Source organism: Luteimicrobium album, from assembly GCF_030161555.1.
Classification (GTDB): Bacteria; Actinomycetota; Actinomycetes; order Actinomycetales; family Cellulomonadaceae; genus Luteimicrobium; species Luteimicrobium album.
In genome coordinates, this window is sequence record NZ_BSUK01000001.1 from 1,954,226 (window position 1) to 1,971,491 (window position 17,266).

Consider the following 17,266-nt stretch of genomic DNA (forward strand, 5'->3'; position numbering starts at 1 on the left):
CTGACGTCCCACCTCCCGACCCCGAAGGGTGCTCCACCATGCCCGAAGTCATGCCCACCGCCGCCGACCTCACGCTCATGCGGGTCGACCGCTTCCTCCTCGAGCGCCTCGCGCCGCACCGTGAGGCGGGTGCCGTCCCGCTCGAGGTCACGGCGTGGGAGGCGCCGGGCGAGCCCGTGCCGTTCGCGGAGGCGGCCGCGCACGAGGGCGTCCGGGTCGCGCCCGGCCACGCCTGGGGTGCGCCGTGGAGCACGACCTGGCTGCACCTGACCGGCCCCGCGCCGGCTGCGTCCGAGAGCGGAGCGGCGCAGGTCGTCGTCGACCTCGGCTTCACGGACGTCAACCCGGGCTTCCAGGCCGAGGGGCAGTTCTGGTCGGCCGACGGCCGCCCGCTCAAGGGCCTCAACCCGCGCAACCGGGCTATCGCGTGGCCCGCGGGGGAGCCCGTCGACCTCTGGGTCGAGGCGGCCGGCAACCCGACGGTGATGGGTCACCAGCCCGAGTTCCAGCCGACGACGCTCGGCGAGCGCGCGACCGCCGGGACCGACCCGCTCTACGTCCTGCGGCGCGCCGATCTCGTCACCGTCGACGCGGGCGTCGAGGAGCTCTGGCACGACGCGCAGGCCCTGCGCGACCTGCTCCGCGTCCTCCCCGACGACGGCGCCCGCTACGCCCGCGTGCTGCGTGCGCTCGACCGTCTGGTCGCCGTCGTCGACCCCGACGACGTCCCCGGGACCGCCGCCGAGGGGCGCAAGCTCCTCGCCCCGGTGCTCGAGGCCCCGGCGAACGCGAGCGCGCACCAGGCCTACGCCGTCGGGCACGCACACATCGACTCCGCCTGGCTGTGGCCCGTGCGCGAGACCGTGCGCAAGGCGGCGCGGACGTTCTCGAGCGTGGTCACGCTCATGGACGAGGATCCGGACCTCGTGTTCGCGTGCTCGTCCGCGCAGCAGTACGCGTGGATCAAGGAGTCCTACCCGGACCTGTTCGAGCGGATCAAGGCGAAGGTCGCCGAGGGGCGCTGGGTCCCCGTCGGCGGGATGTGGGTCGAGTCGGACACCAACATGCCCGGCGGCGAGGCGATGGTCCGGCAGTTCCTCACGGGCAAGTCGTTCTTCCAGGACGAGCTGGGCGTCGAGACGCGCGACGTCTGGCTTCCCGACTCCTTCGGCTACTCGGGCGCGCTGCCCCAGATCGCGAAGCTCGCGGGCAACCGGTGGATGCTCACGCAGAAGCTCTCGTGGAACGAGACCAACGCGATGCCGCACCACACGTTCCTCTGGGAGGGCATCGACGGCACGCGCCTGCTCACGCACTTCCCGCCCGTCGACTCCTACAACGCCGAGCTCGCCGCCCGCGAGCTCGACCACGCCGCGCGCAACAACCGCGAGAAGGGCGAGCTCGACGCGTCGATCGTGCCCTTCGGGTACGGGGACGGCGGCGGCGGCCCCACGGCCGAGATGCTCGCCCGCGCGCGGCGCTACGCGTCGACCGAGGGCGTCGCCGAGGTCCGGGTCGCGAGCCCCTACGACTTCTTCGAGGCCGCCGAGGCCGAGCTCGGGCGCCCCGCCGTGTGGAGCGGCGAGATGTACCTCGAGTTCCACCGCGGCACGTACACCTCGCAGGCGCGCACCAAGCAGGGCAACCGCCGCAGCGAGCACCTGCTGCGCGAGGCTGAGCTCTGGGCAGCGACGGCCGCCGTCCGGCACGGGGTGGCCTATCCGCACGAGGCGCTGGACCAGGCGTGGAAGACCGTCCTGCTGAACCAGTTCCATGACATCCTGCCCGGCAGCTCGATCGCCTGGGTCTACCGCGACGCCGAGGCCGGGTACGCCGAGGTGGCCGAGGTCGCGGAGGGCGTGATCGGGGCGTCGCTCGCGGCGCTCGCCGGCTCGGGCGACACGCCGCTGGTCTTCAACGCGACCCCGCACGCGCGGGACGGCGTGCCCGCGCTCGGGGCGGCCCCGGCGTCCGGGTCCGAGGGCGACGACGTCACCGTGGCCATCGAAGAAACCGCCGGCGCCGTCGCTGGCCTGCTCCTGGCCAATGGGCTGGTCGCGGTGCACGTCGACGCCCGGGGGCTGGTCGACTCGGTGCGCGACCTCCGCGCGGACCGCGAGCTCGTCCCGGCCGGGCTCGCGGGGAACCTGCTCCAGCTCCACCGCGACACCCCGCGACAGTGGGACGCGTGGGACATCGACGTCGAGTACCTCGACGAGCGGACCGACCTGGTCGAGGCGCTCGGCGTCGAGGTCGTGGCGTCGTCGGCGGACGAGGTCGTCGTGGAGGTGCGGCGCGCGTTCGGGGCGTCGACGGTGCGGCAGCGCCTCGCGCTCGCGCGCGGCTCGGCCGCGTTGAGCGTCGAGACGGTCGTCGACTGGCACGAGCGGCAGAAGCTCCTCAAGCTCGCCTTCCCGCTCGCGGTGCACGCGGACCGCAGCGCGTCCGAGACGCAGTTCGGGCACGTGTTCCGTCCGACGCACGCGAACACGCCCTGGGACGCGGCCAAGTTCGAGATCTGCGCGCACCGCTGGGTGCACGTGGCCGAGCCGGGCTACGGCGTCGCCGTCGCCAACAGCGCGACGTACGGCCACGACGTCCAGCGCACCGTCACCGACGACGGTGCCACCGTCACGACGGTCCGCGAGTCCCTGCTGCGCGCGCCGCTGTTCCCGGACCCCGACGCCGACCAGGGCGAGCACCGCTTTCTCACCGTGCTGCACGTCGGCGCGGACCTCGGGGACGCGGTCCGCGACGGCTACGCCGCCAACCTGGCGCCGCGCGTCGTCCAGGGCGCCGCTCCGGTCGAGCCACTGGTCACGGTCGACGACCCGGCGGGCGCCGTGATCGTCGAGTCGGTGAAGCTGGCGGAGGACCGCAGCGGCGACGTCGTCGTGCGGCTCTACGAGTCGCTCGGCGGCCACGCGCGGGCGACGGTGACCCCGGGCTTCGAGACCTCGGGCGCCACGCGCACGGACCTCCTCGAGCGCCCGCTCGAGGAGGACGGGACCGAGCTCGACCTGTCGGAGCCGCTGGCTCTCCGCCCGTTCGAGATCGTCACGCTCCGCTTCACCCGCTGACGATTCGCCTTCGGGTTCGCGTGCGGGCGCGGCGAGGTGGCTGGGACTTTCGTTCTTCGCCACCTCCCCGCGTCTCGCACAGCCAAGACGGAGCCGATCTGGGACGCGCCTGGTGGGGCGTGTTCCCGCTAGGCGGTCTCTGGTACGTGGATCGGACGGATGCCACTCGGGCTCAACGCCAGAGCCCATGGTCCTCGCCCACGCTTGATGATCTCGCGTTCGAGCCGGGCCTCGTGCTGCAGCAACAAGGCAAGTTGGTCACGGGCGGTGAGATCCTTCTTGGCACCGATCCACACCGATCGCACACCGTGCTCGACGTACGCACGCAGCTCGGCGGGTCCGGTGCGGATGCGCCTGTCGCGGGTGATCACCACGAGGCCCCGCAGAGCGACGATCGGCATCCATTCGAGGTCGGGCGTACCCAGCGGCACGTCCGGGAGATCCTCATGACCGGGGTAGACGACGTCGTCCCGGCCTTCTCGTCGCAGCAACTTGCCGAGGCCGAGCGCGTTCTCGTCCGCGAAGTACACGCTGGTCACCTGTGCCGTCAGGCAGCGCGCGCGCTTCCGGCGATGAGCTCGAAGCGGAGAGCGTCATCGACTTGGCCGGGCGTGAGGTCGTAGAGATCCGCCAGCTCCTCCCGGCTCGTGCCCGCGCGGAACTCCTCCGCGAGTGACTCCGTGCGGACATTACGTACGGCCGGTTGGCCGAAGGCACGGAGCGGATCCATGAGCACGCTCGGGGTCCGGGCATCCGGTCTCAGGCGTCCTACGACGTCGTCCTCGTACTCGACAGCGTCCCGGAACCGTTCCGCGGTGTCGACGAGGACCAGCTGGTCATTGCGCACGACGACCAGCTGAAGTGGGCGCTCAAGCCCGACCTCTTCCTGAACGACACGGACGAGCTCGCGGCCCTCGACGTCGAGGAACGGCCGAGCACGCGCGAGCGGATGACGTCCGAACTCCTCACGGAGGCGAACGATCGCGGGCCGAAGGCGCTGGACGGGAACCTGTCGGCTCCGGAACTCTGCGAGCAGCCGCGCCTCGACCATCTCGCCCCACGTCACGACGTCAGTGCCGGTAGGTTCCGGTCGCAGTACGGGCTCATAGAACCGCCCGGAGCGGACGTAACCCTCCAGCCAACGGCGCGCAGTGCCGGAGTGGAGACCGACGAGCCGATCGACGTCCGTGTAGGAGTAGATCGCGCGATCGAGAAGGGACACCGCCATGGCGTCATCTTGGCACGGGAGGGTCCGTGGCTGCGTCAGGCGTGCACAGCGCCGCGCTACCGGCCTCGATGCCCACAGGGCGGCGCACCTTAGGCGCCGCGCGCCTTGAGGAACTCGACCTGCTTCAACCACTGGTAGGTCTGCCCGCCCTCGTGCCCGTTCTCCGGGTACACCTCGATGTGCTTGTCGGCGGACCCGAGGGCGTTGAACGCCGCGAACGTCGTCGACGGCGGCACGACGGCGTCCATGAGCGCGACCGAGAACAGCGCGGGCGCGGTGATGCGCTTGGCGAAGTTCACGCCGTCGAGATAGGACGCGGTGGTCAGGAGGGTCTCGCGCTGGTCGCGGTGGACGGCGAGGTAGCGGGCGAGCTCCTGGAAGGGGTCGCTCATCGCCACCTGGAGGCCGCGCTCCCACGCGCACAGGAACGCGACGTCGGGCAGGGCGGCCCACACGTCGGGCACGAGGCCCGCCGCGGCGATGGCGATGCCGCCGCCCTGGCTGCCGCCGGTGACCGCGACCCGGGCGGGGTCGACCTCGGGCAGCGCGCGGACGGCGTCGAGCAGGCGGACGGCGTCGGTGTAGACGCGGCGGTAGTAGTGGTGGGCGGGGTCGTCGACGCCGCGGGTCATCCAGCCGGCCTGCGCGGGCCCGGAGCCGTAGGGGTCGGGGGTGTCGCCGCCGGAACCCCAGCCGCTGCCCTGTCCGCGCGTGTCCATGAAGACGTGCACGAAGCCGGCAAGCGCCCAGCCGACGCGCTCGCCGGGCAGGCCGCGGCCGCCGTTGTAGCCGTTGTACTCGACGACGGTCGGGAGATGCTCGCCCTCGCGGCCGACGGGCCGGGTGAGCCACGCCTTGACGGGCTCGCCGTCGAAGCCGGGGAACGTGAGGTCCTCGATGACGAGGCCGGTGATCGGGGTGTCCGCGGGCTCGCGCAGCACGGCGGCTCCCGCCCCGGCCGCGCGGGACTCGGCGAGCGTCTTCTCCCAGAAGGCGTCGAAGTCGGCGGGCTCGCGCACGTCCGGGCGGAACTCGCGGAGGGCCTCGAGGGGCAGGTCGGTCAGGGGCATCGCTCTCTCGTTCTCGTTCGAGTTCGCCGACGGTGATGGCCGCGGCGCCGACGGTGACGTTACCCCGGACAACGTCACCGTCGGCGGTGGGCGTCAGCCGAGGTCGCGGACCGCGGCGTACTGCTCGCGCACCACGGGCGCGGGCGCGCCGTCGACGGTGAGCGTCTCCCCGCCGTCGCCTCCGGTCCATGCGGGCGGCTCGGTGCTCCCGGCGAGCGCCCACGCGGCCTGGCGGGCGGCGCCGTCGGCCACGTACTCACCCGGCGGCGGGACCTCGACCGGCCGTCCGAAGACGGTCGGCGCGAGCTGCCGCACGGCCTCCGAGCGTGCCCCGCCGCCGATGAGCAGCAGGCGCCCGACCTCGGCGCCCTGCGCGACGAGCGCGTCGAGCCCGTCGGCGAGCCCGCACAGCATGCCTTCGACGGCGGCCCGCGCCACGTGCTGCGGGGTCGCGGTCACGAGGCGCAGGCCGTGGAACGAGCCGGTCGCGTCGGGCCGGTTGGGCGTGCGCTCGCCCTCGAGGTAGGGCACGAGGACGAGGCCGTCGGCCCCGGGGGCGCCGCCAGTGCGAGCTTGGACAGCCCGACGTGATCGACGCCGAGGATGCTGCGGGCGGCGTCGAGGACGCGGCTCGCGTTGAGGGTGACGCCGAGCAGCAGGTATTGCCCGGTGGCGTCGGCGAAGCCGTTGACGAGCCCGGACGCGTCGGCGCTGGGCCGGTCCGCGACCGCGGACACGACGCCGGACGTCCCGATCGAGATCGCCACGTCGCCCGCGCTCATGCCGAGCCCGAGCGCGGCGCCGGCGTTGTCACCGGCCCCGGCCCCGAGCCCGAGGCCTGCGGGCACGGTCTCCGAACCGCGCGTGGTGCCGGCGGCTTCGCCCGGCCCGACGACGCGCGGCAGGGCGATCCCTCGGCCGCCGCCTCGTCGAGGCGGAGCGCCCGCGCGAGCAGGTCGCGCCGGTACGCGTCGAGCCCCCAGTAGCCGGTGCCGGACGCGTCGGACCGGTCCGTCGTGAGAGCCGTGAGGTCGGGCTCGAGCCCCTGCGACCGCGGCCCGTACCCGGCGATGCGCCAGGTCAGCCAGTCGTGGGGGAGCGCGACGGCGGCGATCCGGCCGACGAGGTCGGGCTCGTGGTCGGCGACCCACCGCAGCTTGGTCACGGTGAGCGACGCGACGGGCACCGACCCGACGGCCTCGGCCCACGCGGCCGCGCCGAGCTCGTCGACCAGGTCGGCGGCGGACGGCGCCGAGCGGGTGTCGTTCCACAGGAGCGCCGGCCGCAGGACCTCGCCCTCGGCGTCGAGCAGGACCATGCCGTGCTGCTGCCCACCGACGGCGATCGCGGCGACGTCAGCGAGGCCGCCGGCGGCCTCGGCCGCCGAACGGAACGCGTCCCACCAGGCGTCGGGGTGGACCTCGGTGCCGTCCGGGTGCGACGCGGAGCCGGAGCGCACGAGCGCTCCGGTCTCCGCGTCCCGGACGACGACCTTGCACGACTGCGTCGAGGAGTCGACGCCGGCGACAAGGGTGCCGCTCATCAGCCGACGAGGTGCTTGAGCGCGAGCTGGTGCAGCGCGACGAGCCCGTACTCGCGCTCGGCGGCGGCGTCGAGGTCGAACGTCTCGCGCGTCGTCGGGTCGGCGAGGAACTGGTCGAAGGTCTCGCCCTCGGCCAGCGTGGACTGGCCGAGCTCGAAGATGCCGGCGTGCTCGAACGCCTTCTGGACCTCGGGGTCCTCGCGGTACTGCTTGGCCTTCGCGGCGAGGAGCGTGTACGTCTCGATGTTGGCGCGCGCGGAGTCCCACACGCCGTCGGGGCCCTCGGTGCGCGACGGCTTGTAGTCGAAGTGGCGAGCGCCCTCGTAGCGGGGGCCGCCGTTGGGGAAGCCGTTCTCGAGCAGGTCGACGGTGAAGAACGCGGACAGCAGGTCGCCGTGGCCGAAGACGAGGTCCTGGTCGAACTTCGGGCCGTGCTGGCCGTTGAGGTCGATGTGGAAGAGCTTGCCCGCGTAGAGGGCGAGCGCGAGGCCGTGCGTGTAGTTGAGCGTGGCCATCTGCTCGTGGCCGGTCTCGGGGTTGAGGCCGACGATGTCGCCGTTGTCGAGCGTCGCGATCAGGGCGAGCGCGTGGCCGATGGACGGCAGGAAGATGTCGCCGCGGGGCTCGTTCGGCTTGGGCTCGAGGCCGATGCGCAGGTCGTAGCCGCGGTCCTTGATGTACGCGGCGACGGTGTCGATGCCCTCGGCGTAGCGGGCGTGCGCGGCGTGCAGGTCCTTGGAGTTGTCGTACTCGACGCCCTCGCGGCCGCCCCACATGACGAACGTCTGAGCACCGAGCTCGGCGGCGAGGTCCACGTTGCGGAGGATCTTGCGCAGGCCGAAGCGGCGGACGCCGCGGTCGTTCGACGTGAACGCGCCGTCCTTGAAGACGGGGTGCGTGAACGTGTTGGTCGTGACCATCTCGATCACGAGGCCGGTCTCGTCGGCGGCCTTCTTGACGGCGTCGACGCGGGCACGGCGGTCGGCGTCGTCGGCGTCGAACGGGAAGACGTCGTTGTCGTGGAACGTGAAGCCCCATGCGCCGATGTCGGCGAGCTTGCGGACGGACTCGGCCGGGTCGAGCGCGGCGCGCGTCGGGTCGCCGAACGGGTCCTGGGCCTGCCAGCCCACGGTCCAGAGACCGAACGAGAACTTGAAGTCAGGGGTGGCCGCGGGGGTGCTCATCCGGGGTGCTCCTCGTCGAGTGGGTGGTCCCTGGGGGTCAGGGGCCGCGTCGGTGGGTGGGTCGCCCGCGCCGCAGCGATGGTCGAGCCCTTTGTTGTATGGATGAACTTAACGCGCGACGCGGGTAGGGTCAAGGCTCATGGAGCTCCCCGGCGTCGGCACCCCCAAGGCCCGGCAGGCCTCGCTGCGCGAGCACAACCTCGCGCTCGTCGCCCGCAGCGTGTTCGGCGCGGCCGAGCCACCGTCGCGCGCGGCCGTCGCCGTCGCCACCGGGCTCACCCGCGCGACCGTCGGCTCGCTCGTCGACCAGCTCGTCGCCGGGCGCGTCGTCGCCGAGCTCGCGCCCGCGCCCGGCCAGGTCGGACGCCCCGCCGTGCCGCTCGTGCCCGCCCCGCGGACCGTCGTCGGGCTCGGTCTCGAGGTCAACGTCGACTACGTCGGCGTGCGCGCGCTCGACCTGTCCGGCGCGACCGTGGCCGAGCGCATCGAGGGTGCGCCGGGCGGCGCACCTGCCGACTTCTCGGGCAGCGACCCCGTCCGCGTGCTCGCCCGCGTGGGCGACCTCGCGCGCGACGTCGTCGCCGAGATCGAGGCGGAGGGCATGCGGGTCGCGGGCACCCGGCTCGCGCTGCCCGGCCTCGTCGACGCGCGCGCCGGCTTCCTCCAGGTCGCCCCGAACCTCGGCTGGGAGTCGCTCGCGCCCGTGCCGCTGCTCGGACCGCTGCCCGCGGGCGTCGAGATCGCCAACGAGGCCAACCTCGCCGGCCTCGCCCAGCTCCCGTTCGGCCAGTTCGCGGCCTCCGGCCACGACGGCACCACGTTCGTGCACGTCTCCGGCGACGTGGGCATCGGCGCCGCGATCGTGCTCGACGGCCAGCTCTACCTCGGCCGGCACGGGTGGGCCGGCGAGATCGGCCACGTCGTCGTCGACCCGTCGGGCCCCCGCTGCCGGTGCGGCGCGACGGGCTGCCTCGAGCAGCTCGCGGGCAAGGACGCGATCCTGCGCGGCCTCGGCCTCGACGCGCCCGGCACCACCCGGCCCGACGGCGCAGCCTCCGACGGCCTCGCCCCGGTCCTCGACGCGCTGGCCGCGGGAGGCGAGGCGGGGAGCGGGCGCGCGCCGTCGTCGGGCGCGCCGGGAAGGCCCTCGGCACGGCGCTCTCGACGCTCGTCAACCTGCTCGACCTCGACACGGTCTTCCTCGGCGGCGTCTACGCGACCCTCGCCGACGACCTGCGCCCGACGCTCGAGGCCGAGCTGCGCACGCGGGTCCTGGCCTCACCGTGGGAGCGGATCGCGGTGCGCCCGGCGCCCGTGTCCGGGTACGCGGCGCTCACCGGGGTGCGCGCGCCGTCCTGCGGGACCTCGTGCAGGCACCCAGCGACTACCTGGAGTCTCTGGAGACGGCGAGAGCGCCGAGGTAGGACGGAGACCCGTCCTGCCTCGGCGCTCTCGGGACGCTGCGGGCCGTGGCCCGGTGCGTCAGATCGTGTTGGCCTTCGCCTTCACGTGGATGAAGGTCCAGCTCGCCTTCCACATGCTGCGCACGTGGATGGACTTGCCGGGGCGCGGGGCGTCGATGATCTTGTTGCCGCCGACGTAGATCCCGACGTGCCCGGGCGTGTAGACGAGGTCACCGGGCTTGGCGTGCTTCTTGGACACGACCTTGCCCGCGTGGCGCTGGCCCGACGACGTGCGGGGAGGGACTTCACCTTGGTGTGCGAGTACACGTACTTGGTGAAGCCCGAGCAGTCGAAGCCGCGGGGGCTCGAGCCGCCGTACACGTAGCGGGTGCCGGTGTACTTGACGGCCTTCTCGACGACGCGCGACGAGTACTTGTGCGTCAGGACGGTCGTGTACCTCGTGGTGCCCTTGACGTACTTGCTCGAGGGGTGGATCGTCGCGCGGACGCGGTGGTGACCCGGCTTGAGGCCCTTCGACAGGCGGTACGTCGCCTTGCCGTGCTTGAGGGTCACGGTCTTGACGTGCTTGCCGGCGACCCAGAACCAGACCTTGCCGGTCGTGGCCTTGCCGCCGGCCTTCGACGACACGGAGACGAGGGGCGGCTTGTTCTTGTAGTACGACTTGTCGCTGATCTTGAGCGAGACCGTCGCCTTGACGGTCTTGGGCTTCGCGGCCGTCGCGGTCTTGGTGGCGGTCGTGGCGGCAGCGGCGGGGGTGGCTGCGGCGGTGGTCACGAGACCGCCGCCGACGAGGCCCACGAGGAGGCCGGCGGTGGTCGCGACTCGGCCGAATCGGCGCGGACGACCACCCTCAGGGCGCACTGCGCCCTGCTCACGGGTTCGGAGCATGGTGTTGTACCTCTCACGCCTGCGAGGTGAGCTGTCGGGTTCGGGCGGGAGGTACGTGCCCGGCCGCTTGCGCGGCTTCACCCCGAGGAGGTCCGGTCCGACATGGCCCGGGCCCCCGAAGGTGGGTCCCCCGTCGCTGCCACGGGTCATGGGCCCTTCCCGGTGGCAGCGCTCGGCGTTCCGGGTCGGGGCAGACGGCAGGTCGTGCGTCCGTCGGCTGATCGAGGCTAGGCAACAGACCCGGCGGGTCACAAATATGTAACGAGGGCTTGTGCGTGTCCGAGTTGACCTGCTAGGGCCCAGTGGGCCCGGGTCGGTGACACTCGGATGCGGCTATGACAGAACGGGCGTTAACCGTCCGGATGACCCCCGGATCGTCGGTACGCCCGTGCCGCAAACCTTCACATCCGGTCGCGCCCCACGGGCGTGTCGGCGCCCGAGATGTCGGGTTTCTCGGATGTGTGGCGAGGCTCGCCCGCCCCCGGTGACCCGTGTAGGCTGCGGAATAAGGAAGGGAGCCGTTCAAAACGGCACCCGCGTCGCCGGAGCCACCGGCGCACCAGCCGACCGGAGGACCAGGTCATGCCCAGCGCCCAGGCCGCACCCGCCCGCCAGCAGCTCTCCCGGCGCGCCGCCGTCCTGCTCGCAGCCGGGCACGACGCCGCCTCCCACGACGTCCTCACCCAGCCCCTCGGCGACTCGACCGTCGTCCAGCGCGCGCTCGAGACGCTGAACCAGGTCGTCGACCGTGACCGCACCGTGGTCGTCGTCGCAGCCGGCGACACGCGGGTCCGCGAGCTCCTCGGACCGGACCTCACGTACGTCGAGCAGTCGGGCCCGGCGGGCACCGGCCCGGCCGCGCTCGCCGCGCGCGCCGCGCTCCCGGCCGGCGCCGACGTCGTGCTGACCGCCTACGCGGACACGCCGCTGCTGCGCAGCGAGTCGCTCCTCGGCCTGCTCACCCGGCACGCCCTCAAGGACGCCGACCTCACGTTCCTCACGGCCGTCCTCGCGGAGCCGCGCCCGGCGTACGACCGGGTGGTCCGCGTCGACGGCAGGGTCACTGCGATCGTCAGCGCCGGGACCGAGCCCGCCGCGGGGAGACCACCGACGGGCACGAGATCAACGTGGGCGCCTACGTCGCGGCGCCCACGCTGCTGTTCGGGGTGCTCGAGGAGCTCGTCGCCGCGGGCGCGGACCGGCTCACGGACCTGGCCCACCGCGCGATCGCCGACGGTCGCCGGGTCGAGACGTACCAGATCTACGACACCGACGAGGTCCACGGCATCAACTCGCCGGCCGAGCTGCAGGACGCCGCCGACATCCTGCTCAAGCGGCTCTTCATGCCGAAGAAGAACACCGACACGACCATCCACTTCGGCACCGGCGGCTGGCGCGCGGTGATCGGCGAGGGCTACACCCTCGCCAACGTGCGCCGCCTGTCCCAGGCGATCGCGAACGAGACCGCTCGTCGCGGGCTCGAGTCCCGCGGCGTCGTCATCGGCGGGGACCGCCGCTTCCTCTCCGAGGAGTCGAAGATCGCCGCCGCCGAGGTCTTCGCCGGCAACAACATCCCCGTCACCCTCCTGCTCGACGACGTCCCCACCCCCTGGTCACGTTCGCCGCCCCCTACCTCGGGGCCGCGTACGGGATCATCGTGACCTCGAGCCACAACCCGCCCGAGTGGAACGGCATCAAAGTGTTCCGCGCGGACGGGTCGCTGCCGCTGGACGACGAGACCGACCGCTACCAGGACGAGGCCAACGCCATGTCCGTGGACGACGTCATCACGCTCGACCTCGACCTCGCGCGCGCGGCCGGTGTCGTCGTCGACCGGACGCTCACCGACCCCTACATCGACGCGATCGAGAAGATCGTCGACGTCGACGCCGTGCGCGGCTCCGAGCTGCAGGTCGTCGTCGACCCCATGTACGGGACGAGCCAGCTCACGCTCGGCACGATCCTCGGCGACATGCGCGTGCGTGCCGAGTTCATCCACGCGCAGCACAACCCGTTGTTCGGCGGCATCGCGCCCGCGCCCGACCTGCAGCGCCTGTCCGCGCTCATCGAGATGATCCGCTCGGGCGGCGGCCGGTACGCGCTCGGCATGGCGACCGACGGCGACTCCGACCGCATCGGGATCGTCGACGAGACCGGCGAGTACATCACCACCAACGACCTGCTCCTGCTCCTGTACTGGTACCTGCACGAGGTGCGTGGCGAGAAGGGCGGCGTCGTCCGCAACCTCGCGACCACCCACCTGCTCGACCGCCTCGCCGCGCACTTCGGCGAGGAGTCGCGCGAGGTCAAGGTCGGCTTCAAGCACGTGACCGCGGGCATGGAGGAGATCGACGCGGTCCTCGGCGGCGAGTCGTCGGGCGGTCTCACGATCCGCGGCTGGATCCTCGGCAAGGACGGCATCTTCGCGTGCGCGCTCGTCGTCGAGATGCTGGCTCGCACGGGCAAGCGGATCTCCGAGCTGCGCGAGATGATCTACGCGATCACGGGCCGCCTGTACACGCTCGAGGCCGGCGTCCCGTCGACGCCCGAGATGCGGATCGCCGTCCCGCGCCGGCTCGAGGCCGAGCCGCTCACGCACGTCGGGCCGTACCCCGTCGTCAGCGTCTCCCACCTCGACGGCACGAAGATCCTCCTCGAGAACGACAACTGGGCGCTCCTGCGGTTCTCCGGCACCGAGCCGGTGCTCCGGATGTTCGTCGAGGCCGACTCGCCCGAGAAGGCCGAGGAGCTGCTCGACTGGCTCAAGGGTTTCGTCACCGCGGGCGTCTGAGCCCGTCCTATCGCCTCCCCACCCCCCGCACGACCCCGCACGAGCAAGGACGCCCCACCCATGCGCTACGGATTCTTCGACACCGACGCCGACGAGTACGTGATCGACCGCCCCGACGTCCCCGTCTCGTGGACGAATTACCTGGGCACGAAGAACATGTGCACCGTGCTGTCCCACCACGGGGGCGGCTACTCGTACTACAAGAGCTCGCAGTACGGGCGGATCTCGCGGTTCCGCCAGAACGGCGTCCCCCTCGACCGCCCGGGCCACTACGTGTACCTGCGCGACGACGCCGACGGCGACTACTGGTCGGCGTCCTGGCAGCCGGTGGGCAAGCCGTTCGTCGAGCCGGGGACCGAGCCCGACGCCGAGGCCGGCCCGGGTGCCGCGGGACGGTGGACCACGCGGCACGGCATGGGCTACACGCGCTTCCGCTCCGAGTACCGCGGCATCGACACGGAGCAGACGGTCTTCATCCCGCTCGACGACGACGTGGAGCTGTGGGACGTCCGCGTCACGAACACCTCGGACCGCGTCCGCGAGCTGACCGTCGCGTCGTACGTGGAGTTCAGCTTCCACACGATCACGATCGACAACCAGAACCTGCAGATGTCGCTCTACGCGTCGGGCTCCTCGTACGAGGACGGCATCATCGAGTACGACTTCTACTACGAGCCGTGGACCTTCCACTACGTCGCGTCGAGCGAGACGCCGTCGTCGTACGACTCGCTGCGCGACAACTTCATCGGCTCCTACCGCACCGAGACGAACCCGGTCGCGATCGAGCGCGGCGAGGGCACGAACAAGAGCGCGACGACCCAGAACCACTGCGGTTCGCTCCAGCACAAGGTCGTCCTGCAGCCGGGCGAGACCAAGCGCCTCGTCTACCTGCTGGGCTACGGGTCGCGCGACGCAGCGGGCAGAGAGATGCAGGCGAAGTACGCCGACGTCGAGTCCGCCGAGGTGCCGGCGGTCGACCGCGAGTTCCAGCGCCTGCGCGACTACTGGCACGCCAAGCAGGACAAGCTCCGCATCCGCACGCCCCACGAGGGCATGAACACGATGATCAACTCCTGGACCCTGCTCCAGGCGGAGACGTGCGTGGTCTGGTCGCGGTTCGCGTCGTTCGTCGAGGTCGGCGGACGCAACGGCCTGGGCTACCGCGACACCGCGCAGGACGTCATGAGCGTCATCCACTCCAACCCGACCAAGACGCGCCAGCGCATCGTCGAGCTGCTGCGTGCGCAGACCGAGCAAGGCTACGGGCTGCACCTGTTCGACCCGAAGGCGTTCGACCCCGACGCCGAGAAGCTCCCCGACGTGCCGTCCCCGACGATCGTCCCGACCCCGAACGTCGCCGACCTCATCCACGGCCTCGAGGACACCTGCTCGGACGACCACCTGTGGCTCGTGCCGTCCGTCGTCGAGTACGTCAAGGAGACCGGGGACCTCGGGTTCCTGGACCTCGAGATCCCGTTCGCGCAGGGCACGCCCGCGACCGTCTACGAGCACCTGCGTCGGGCGCTCGAGTTCTCGGCCGAGCAGGTCGGGCCCAACGGCGTCGCGCTCGGCCTGCGGGCCGACTGGAACGACTGCCTCAACCTCGGCGGCGGCGAGACCGCGCTCGTGACGTTCCTGCACGCCTGGGCGATCCGGGCGTTCCTGGAGATCTGTGAGCACAGGCGAGCCGCCGGAGACGCGTCAGCGTCGGACGACGTCGAGCGCTGGACCGCCGAGCTCGACCGGATCCGCGGCGTCGCCGACCGCGAGCTGTGGGACGGCCGCTGGTGGATCCGCGGCTACACGCGCGACGGCGTGAAGATCGGCTCCGCGGCCAACGACGAGGGCAAGATCTTCCTCGAGCACCAGGCGTGGCCCGTGATCGCGGGGATCACGTCGCAGGAGCGCGGCGAGACGGCGATGGACGCCGTCCGCGAGCTGCTCGGCTCCGAGTACGGCAACCACCTCAACTGGCCCGCGTTCACCAAGGTCGACGACACCGTCGGGTTCGTGACCCGCGTGTACCCGGGCATCAAGGAGAACGCCGCGATCTTCAGCCACCCGAACGCGTGGCCGATCATCGCCGAGGCGCTGCTCGGTCGTGGCGACGAGGCCGTCCAGTTCTACGACGCGATCCTGCCGTACCACCAGAACGACAACATCGAGGTTCGCGGCGCCGAGCCGTACGCCTACGTCCAGTTCCTCTACGGCCGGGACCACGAGTGGTTCGGCAAGGCGCAGAACCCCTGGCTGACCGGCACCGCCGGCTGGATGTACACCGCCGTCACCAAGTACGTCCTGGGCGTCCGCCTCGCACTGGACGGCCTCGTCGTCGACCCGTCGATCCCCGCGGACTGGGACGGCTTCGAGGTGCGGCGCGAGTGGCGCGAGGCGGTCTACGAGATCGAGGTGCGCAACCCCGAGCACGTCTCGCACGGGGTCGCGTCCGTGACCGTCGACGGCGTCGCGCACGAGCCCGGCACCCCGATCCCGGCCGCGTCCGCCGGGTCCACGGTGAGCGTCGTCGTGACGCTGGGCTGAGCTCTGGGCCGTCGTCGTGCGAGGACGATCGCTTACGTGTCGATGCCCCAGGAGGTTCCGCTCGTCGAGTCGTAGTCGGTGAAGCCGTCGACCATCCCGCCGATGAGGCCGAGCACGAACAGCGCGACGAACACGCCGCCGACGACGATCCCGGCGATGGCCATGCCGCGCCCGGCGGTGCCGTCGCGCTTGATCTGTGTGAGCGCGACGATCCCGAGGATCAGGCCGACCAGCCCGCCGACCCCGCAGGTGATGATCCCGCCGATCGACGTCCACATCGACGCGACGGCGAGCCCGTTGCGGCGTTGCGGACCGGGGTATCCGGGCGCGTAGCCGTAGGGCTGCTGCGGGTACCCGGTGCCGTACGACGGTGAGGGGTACGAGGGCTGCTGGTAGGGCTGCTGCGGGTACGTCGGCTGTTGTCCGTAGGGCGGCGGTGCCTGACCGTACGACGACGGCGGGTACGGCGGGTAGGCGGGGTCCGGCTGCTGGGGCTGCTGAGGGTCCGGGGACCCGCCACCGGTCGGGGTGGCGTACGGGTCCGAGGATGTGCCGTCGGACGGTGGGATCGTCATGGCCGAAATCTACCCGTCGCCACCGCCCCGCCAGCCCCTGAGTGCGTAACTTTCGTGCGACTCGCCGGGTGTGTCGCACAAAAGTTACGCACTCAGCGGGGAGGGGAGAGGGCGGGGCGTCACTCGAGGTCGAGGATCACCGGGACGTGGTCGGAGGCGCCCTTGCCCTTGCGCTCGTTCCGGTCGATCTCGACGCCGGTGACGCGTGCAGCGAGCGCGGGCGTGGCGTAGGCGAGGTCGATGCGCATGCCCTCGTTCCGGGGGAACCGGAGCTGGGTGTAGTCCCAGTACGTGTATCTCCCGGGCTCGGGCAGGTGCTCGCGGGTCACCTCGGTCCAGCCCGCGCGCGCGAACGAGGCGAACGCCTCTCGCTCGGCCGGGGAGACGTGGGTCTTGCCGGCGAAGAGCGCGGGGTCCCAGACGTCGGTGTCGAGGGGGCGATGTTCCAGTCGCCCAACAGCGCGACCTGTGCGGCGGCGTCGTGGTCGAGCCAGCCCTCGGCGGCGTCGCGCAGCCGGGCGAGCCACTCGAGCTTGTAGCGGTAGTGCGGGTCGTCGAGGTCGCGCCCGTTCGGCACGTAGAGCGACCAGACACGCACCCCGTCGCACGTCGCGCCTATCGCGCGGGCCTCGCGCACGCTCGGGTCCCCGAAACCGGGCTGGTCGGTGAAACCGATCTCGACGTCCTCGATCCCGACGCGCGACAGGATCGCGACCCCGTTCCACTGCGACAGACCGACGTGCGCCACCTCGTACCCGGCGAGCTCGAACGGCAGCGCCGGGAACTGGTCGTCCCGGCACTTGGTCTCCTGGATCGCGAGCACGTCGGTGCCCGACCGCTCGAGGAACGCGAGGACCCGGTCGGCCCGGCTGCGGATCGAGTTGACGTTCCAGGTGGCCAGACGCATGCGCGCAGCCTACCGGCGGCCGGCGACGCCGCCCG

Annotated in this window: 10 protein-coding genes, 4 pseudogenes and 1 riboswitch; of the genes and pseudogenes, 6 read left to right on the plus strand and 8 right to left on the minus strand. The window is 72.0% G+C overall.

All coding sequences use genetic code 11. The annotated features are described in order from the left end of the window. Positions 1-50 precede the first annotated feature (50 nt). On the plus strand, positions 51-3,080 hold the full coding sequence (locus QQK45_RS10140; RefSeq protein ID WP_284293160.1) for an alpha-mannosidase: 3,030 nt from the start codon (positions 51-53) through the stop codon (positions 3,078-3,080). Between the two features lie 128 nt (positions 3,081-3,208). Here the strand turns inward: QQK45_RS10140 and QQK45_RS10145 are convergent, their stop codons facing one another. From QQK45_RS10145 to xylA, 5 genes and pseudogenes are all read right to left on the minus strand, one after another. After that, positions 3,209-3,610, minus strand: coding sequence for a PIN-like domain-containing protein (locus QQK45_RS10145; RefSeq protein ID WP_284293161.1), 402 nt, complete (start codon positions 3,608-3,610; stop codon positions 3,209-3,211). A 17-nt stretch (positions 3,611-3,627) separates the two neighbouring features. Further along, entirely contained in the window at positions 3,628-4,308 is a 681-nt protein-coding gene (locus QQK45_RS10150; protein WP_284293162.1) for a DUF433 domain-containing protein, read from the minus strand. Positions 4,309-4,397: 89 nt separating this feature from the next. Further along, positions 4,398-5,378 carry an acetylxylan esterase gene (locus QQK45_RS10155; protein WP_284293163.1) on the minus strand — a complete coding sequence of 327 codons (981 nt, stop codon included), beginning with the start codon at positions 5,376-5,378 and terminating at the stop codon, positions 4,398-4,400. 93 nt (positions 5,379-5,471) lie between these two features. Then, a pseudogene (gene xylB / locus QQK45_RS10160) lies at positions 5,472-6,921 on the minus strand (xylulokinase). Beyond that, entirely contained in the window at positions 6,921-8,105 is a 1,185-nt protein-coding gene (xylA, locus tag QQK45_RS10165; RefSeq protein WP_284293164.1) for a xylose isomerase, read from the minus strand. Before xylA ends, xylB begins: the two are co-directional and overlap by 1 nt. A gap of 139 nt (positions 8,106-8,244) precedes the next feature. Between xylA and QQK45_RS10170 the strand changes: the two genes are divergently transcribed. Then, positions 8,245-9,708 (plus strand): ROK family protein, encoded by a 1,464-nt coding sequence (locus tag QQK45_RS10170; protein WP_284293165.1) that lies wholly within the window; start codon positions 8,245-8,247, stop codon positions 9,706-9,708. Here QQK45_RS10170 and QQK45_RS10175 read toward each other — a convergent pair. Beyond that, positions 9,684-10,417 (minus strand): annotated as a pseudogene (locus QQK45_RS10175) (C40 family peptidase); the annotation flags it as partial. The gene QQK45_RS10170 and the pseudogene QQK45_RS10175 overlap by 25 nt on opposite strands. 1 nt (position 10,418) lies before the next feature. Next, positions 10,419-10,582, minus strand: a riboswitch (cyclic di-AMP (ydaO/yuaA leader). A 417-nt stretch (positions 10,583-10,999) separates the two neighbouring features. Between QQK45_RS10175 and QQK45_RS10180 the strand changes: the two are divergent. From QQK45_RS10180 to QQK45_RS10195, 4 genes and pseudogenes are all read left to right on the plus strand, one after another. Next, positions 11,000-11,821: an NTP transferase domain-containing protein gene (locus QQK45_RS10180; RefSeq protein WP_284293167.1), complete on the plus strand. Its 822-nt coding sequence runs from the start codon at positions 11,000-11,002 to the stop codon at positions 11,819-11,821. Then, positions 11,761-12,845: pseudogene (locus QQK45_RS10185) on the plus strand (phosphohexomutase domain-containing protein); the annotation flags it as partial. The gene QQK45_RS10180 and the pseudogene QQK45_RS10185, both read left to right, overlap by 61 nt. Before the next feature lie 123 nt (positions 12,846-12,968). After that, on the plus strand, positions 12,969-13,208 hold the full coding sequence (locus QQK45_RS10190) for a hypothetical protein (protein WP_284295008.1): 240 nt from the start codon (positions 12,969-12,971) through the stop codon (positions 13,206-13,208). A 60-nt stretch (positions 13,209-13,268) separates the two neighbouring features. Then, complete coding sequence (locus QQK45_RS10195; RefSeq protein WP_284293168.1) at positions 13,269-15,749, plus strand: glycoside hydrolase family 94 protein; 2,481 nt, start codon at positions 13,269-13,271, stop codon at positions 15,747-15,749. A gap of 32 nt (positions 15,750-15,781) precedes the next feature. Here the strand turns inward: QQK45_RS10195 and QQK45_RS10200 are convergent, their stop codons facing one another. Both QQK45_RS10200 and QQK45_RS10205 read right to left on the minus strand, forming a co-directional pair. Next, complete coding sequence (locus tag QQK45_RS10200; protein ID WP_284293169.1) at positions 15,782-16,324, minus strand: DUF4190 domain-containing protein; 543 nt, start codon at positions 16,322-16,324, stop codon at positions 15,782-15,784. A 119-nt stretch (positions 16,325-16,443) separates the two neighbouring features. After that, a pseudogene (locus tag QQK45_RS10205) lies at positions 16,444-17,231 on the minus strand (exodeoxyribonuclease III). Positions 17,232-17,266 lie beyond the last annotated feature (35 nt).

Excerpts from the sequence above, each read along its gene's own strand:
- QQK45_RS10140 (WP_284293160.1), top strand. The coding sequence starts at position 51 with ATGCCCACCGCCGCCGACCTCACGCTCATGCGGGTCGACCGCTTCCTC.
- QQK45_RS10150 (WP_284293162.1), bottom strand. The coding sequence starts at position 4,308 with ATGGCGGTGTCCCTTCTCGATCGCGCGATCTACTCCTACACGGACGTC.
- QQK45_RS10155 (WP_284293163.1), bottom strand. The coding sequence starts at position 5,378 with ATGCCCCTGACCGACCTGCCCCTCGAGGCCCTCCGCGAGTTCCGCCCG.
- xylA (WP_284293164.1), bottom strand. The coding sequence starts at position 8,105 with ATGAGCACCCCCGCGGCCACCCCTGACTTCAAGTTCTCGTTCGGTCTC.
- QQK45_RS10170 (WP_284293165.1), top strand. The coding sequence starts at position 8,245 with ATGGAGCTCCCCGGCGTCGGCACCCCCAAGGCCCGGCAGGCCTCGCTG.
- QQK45_RS10180 (WP_284293167.1), top strand. The coding sequence starts at position 11,000 with ATGCCCAGCGCCCAGGCCGCACCCGCCCGCCAGCAGCTCTCCCGGCGC.
- QQK45_RS10190 (WP_284295008.1), top strand. The coding sequence starts at position 12,969 with ATGCGGATCGCCGTCCCGCGCCGGCTCGAGGCCGAGCCGCTCACGCAC.
- QQK45_RS10195 (WP_284293168.1), top strand. The coding sequence starts at position 13,269 with ATGCGCTACGGATTCTTCGACACCGACGCCGACGAGTACGTGATCGAC.
- QQK45_RS10200 (WP_284293169.1), bottom strand. The coding sequence starts at position 16,324 with ATGACGATCCCACCGTCCGACGGCACATCCTCGGACCCGTACGCCACC.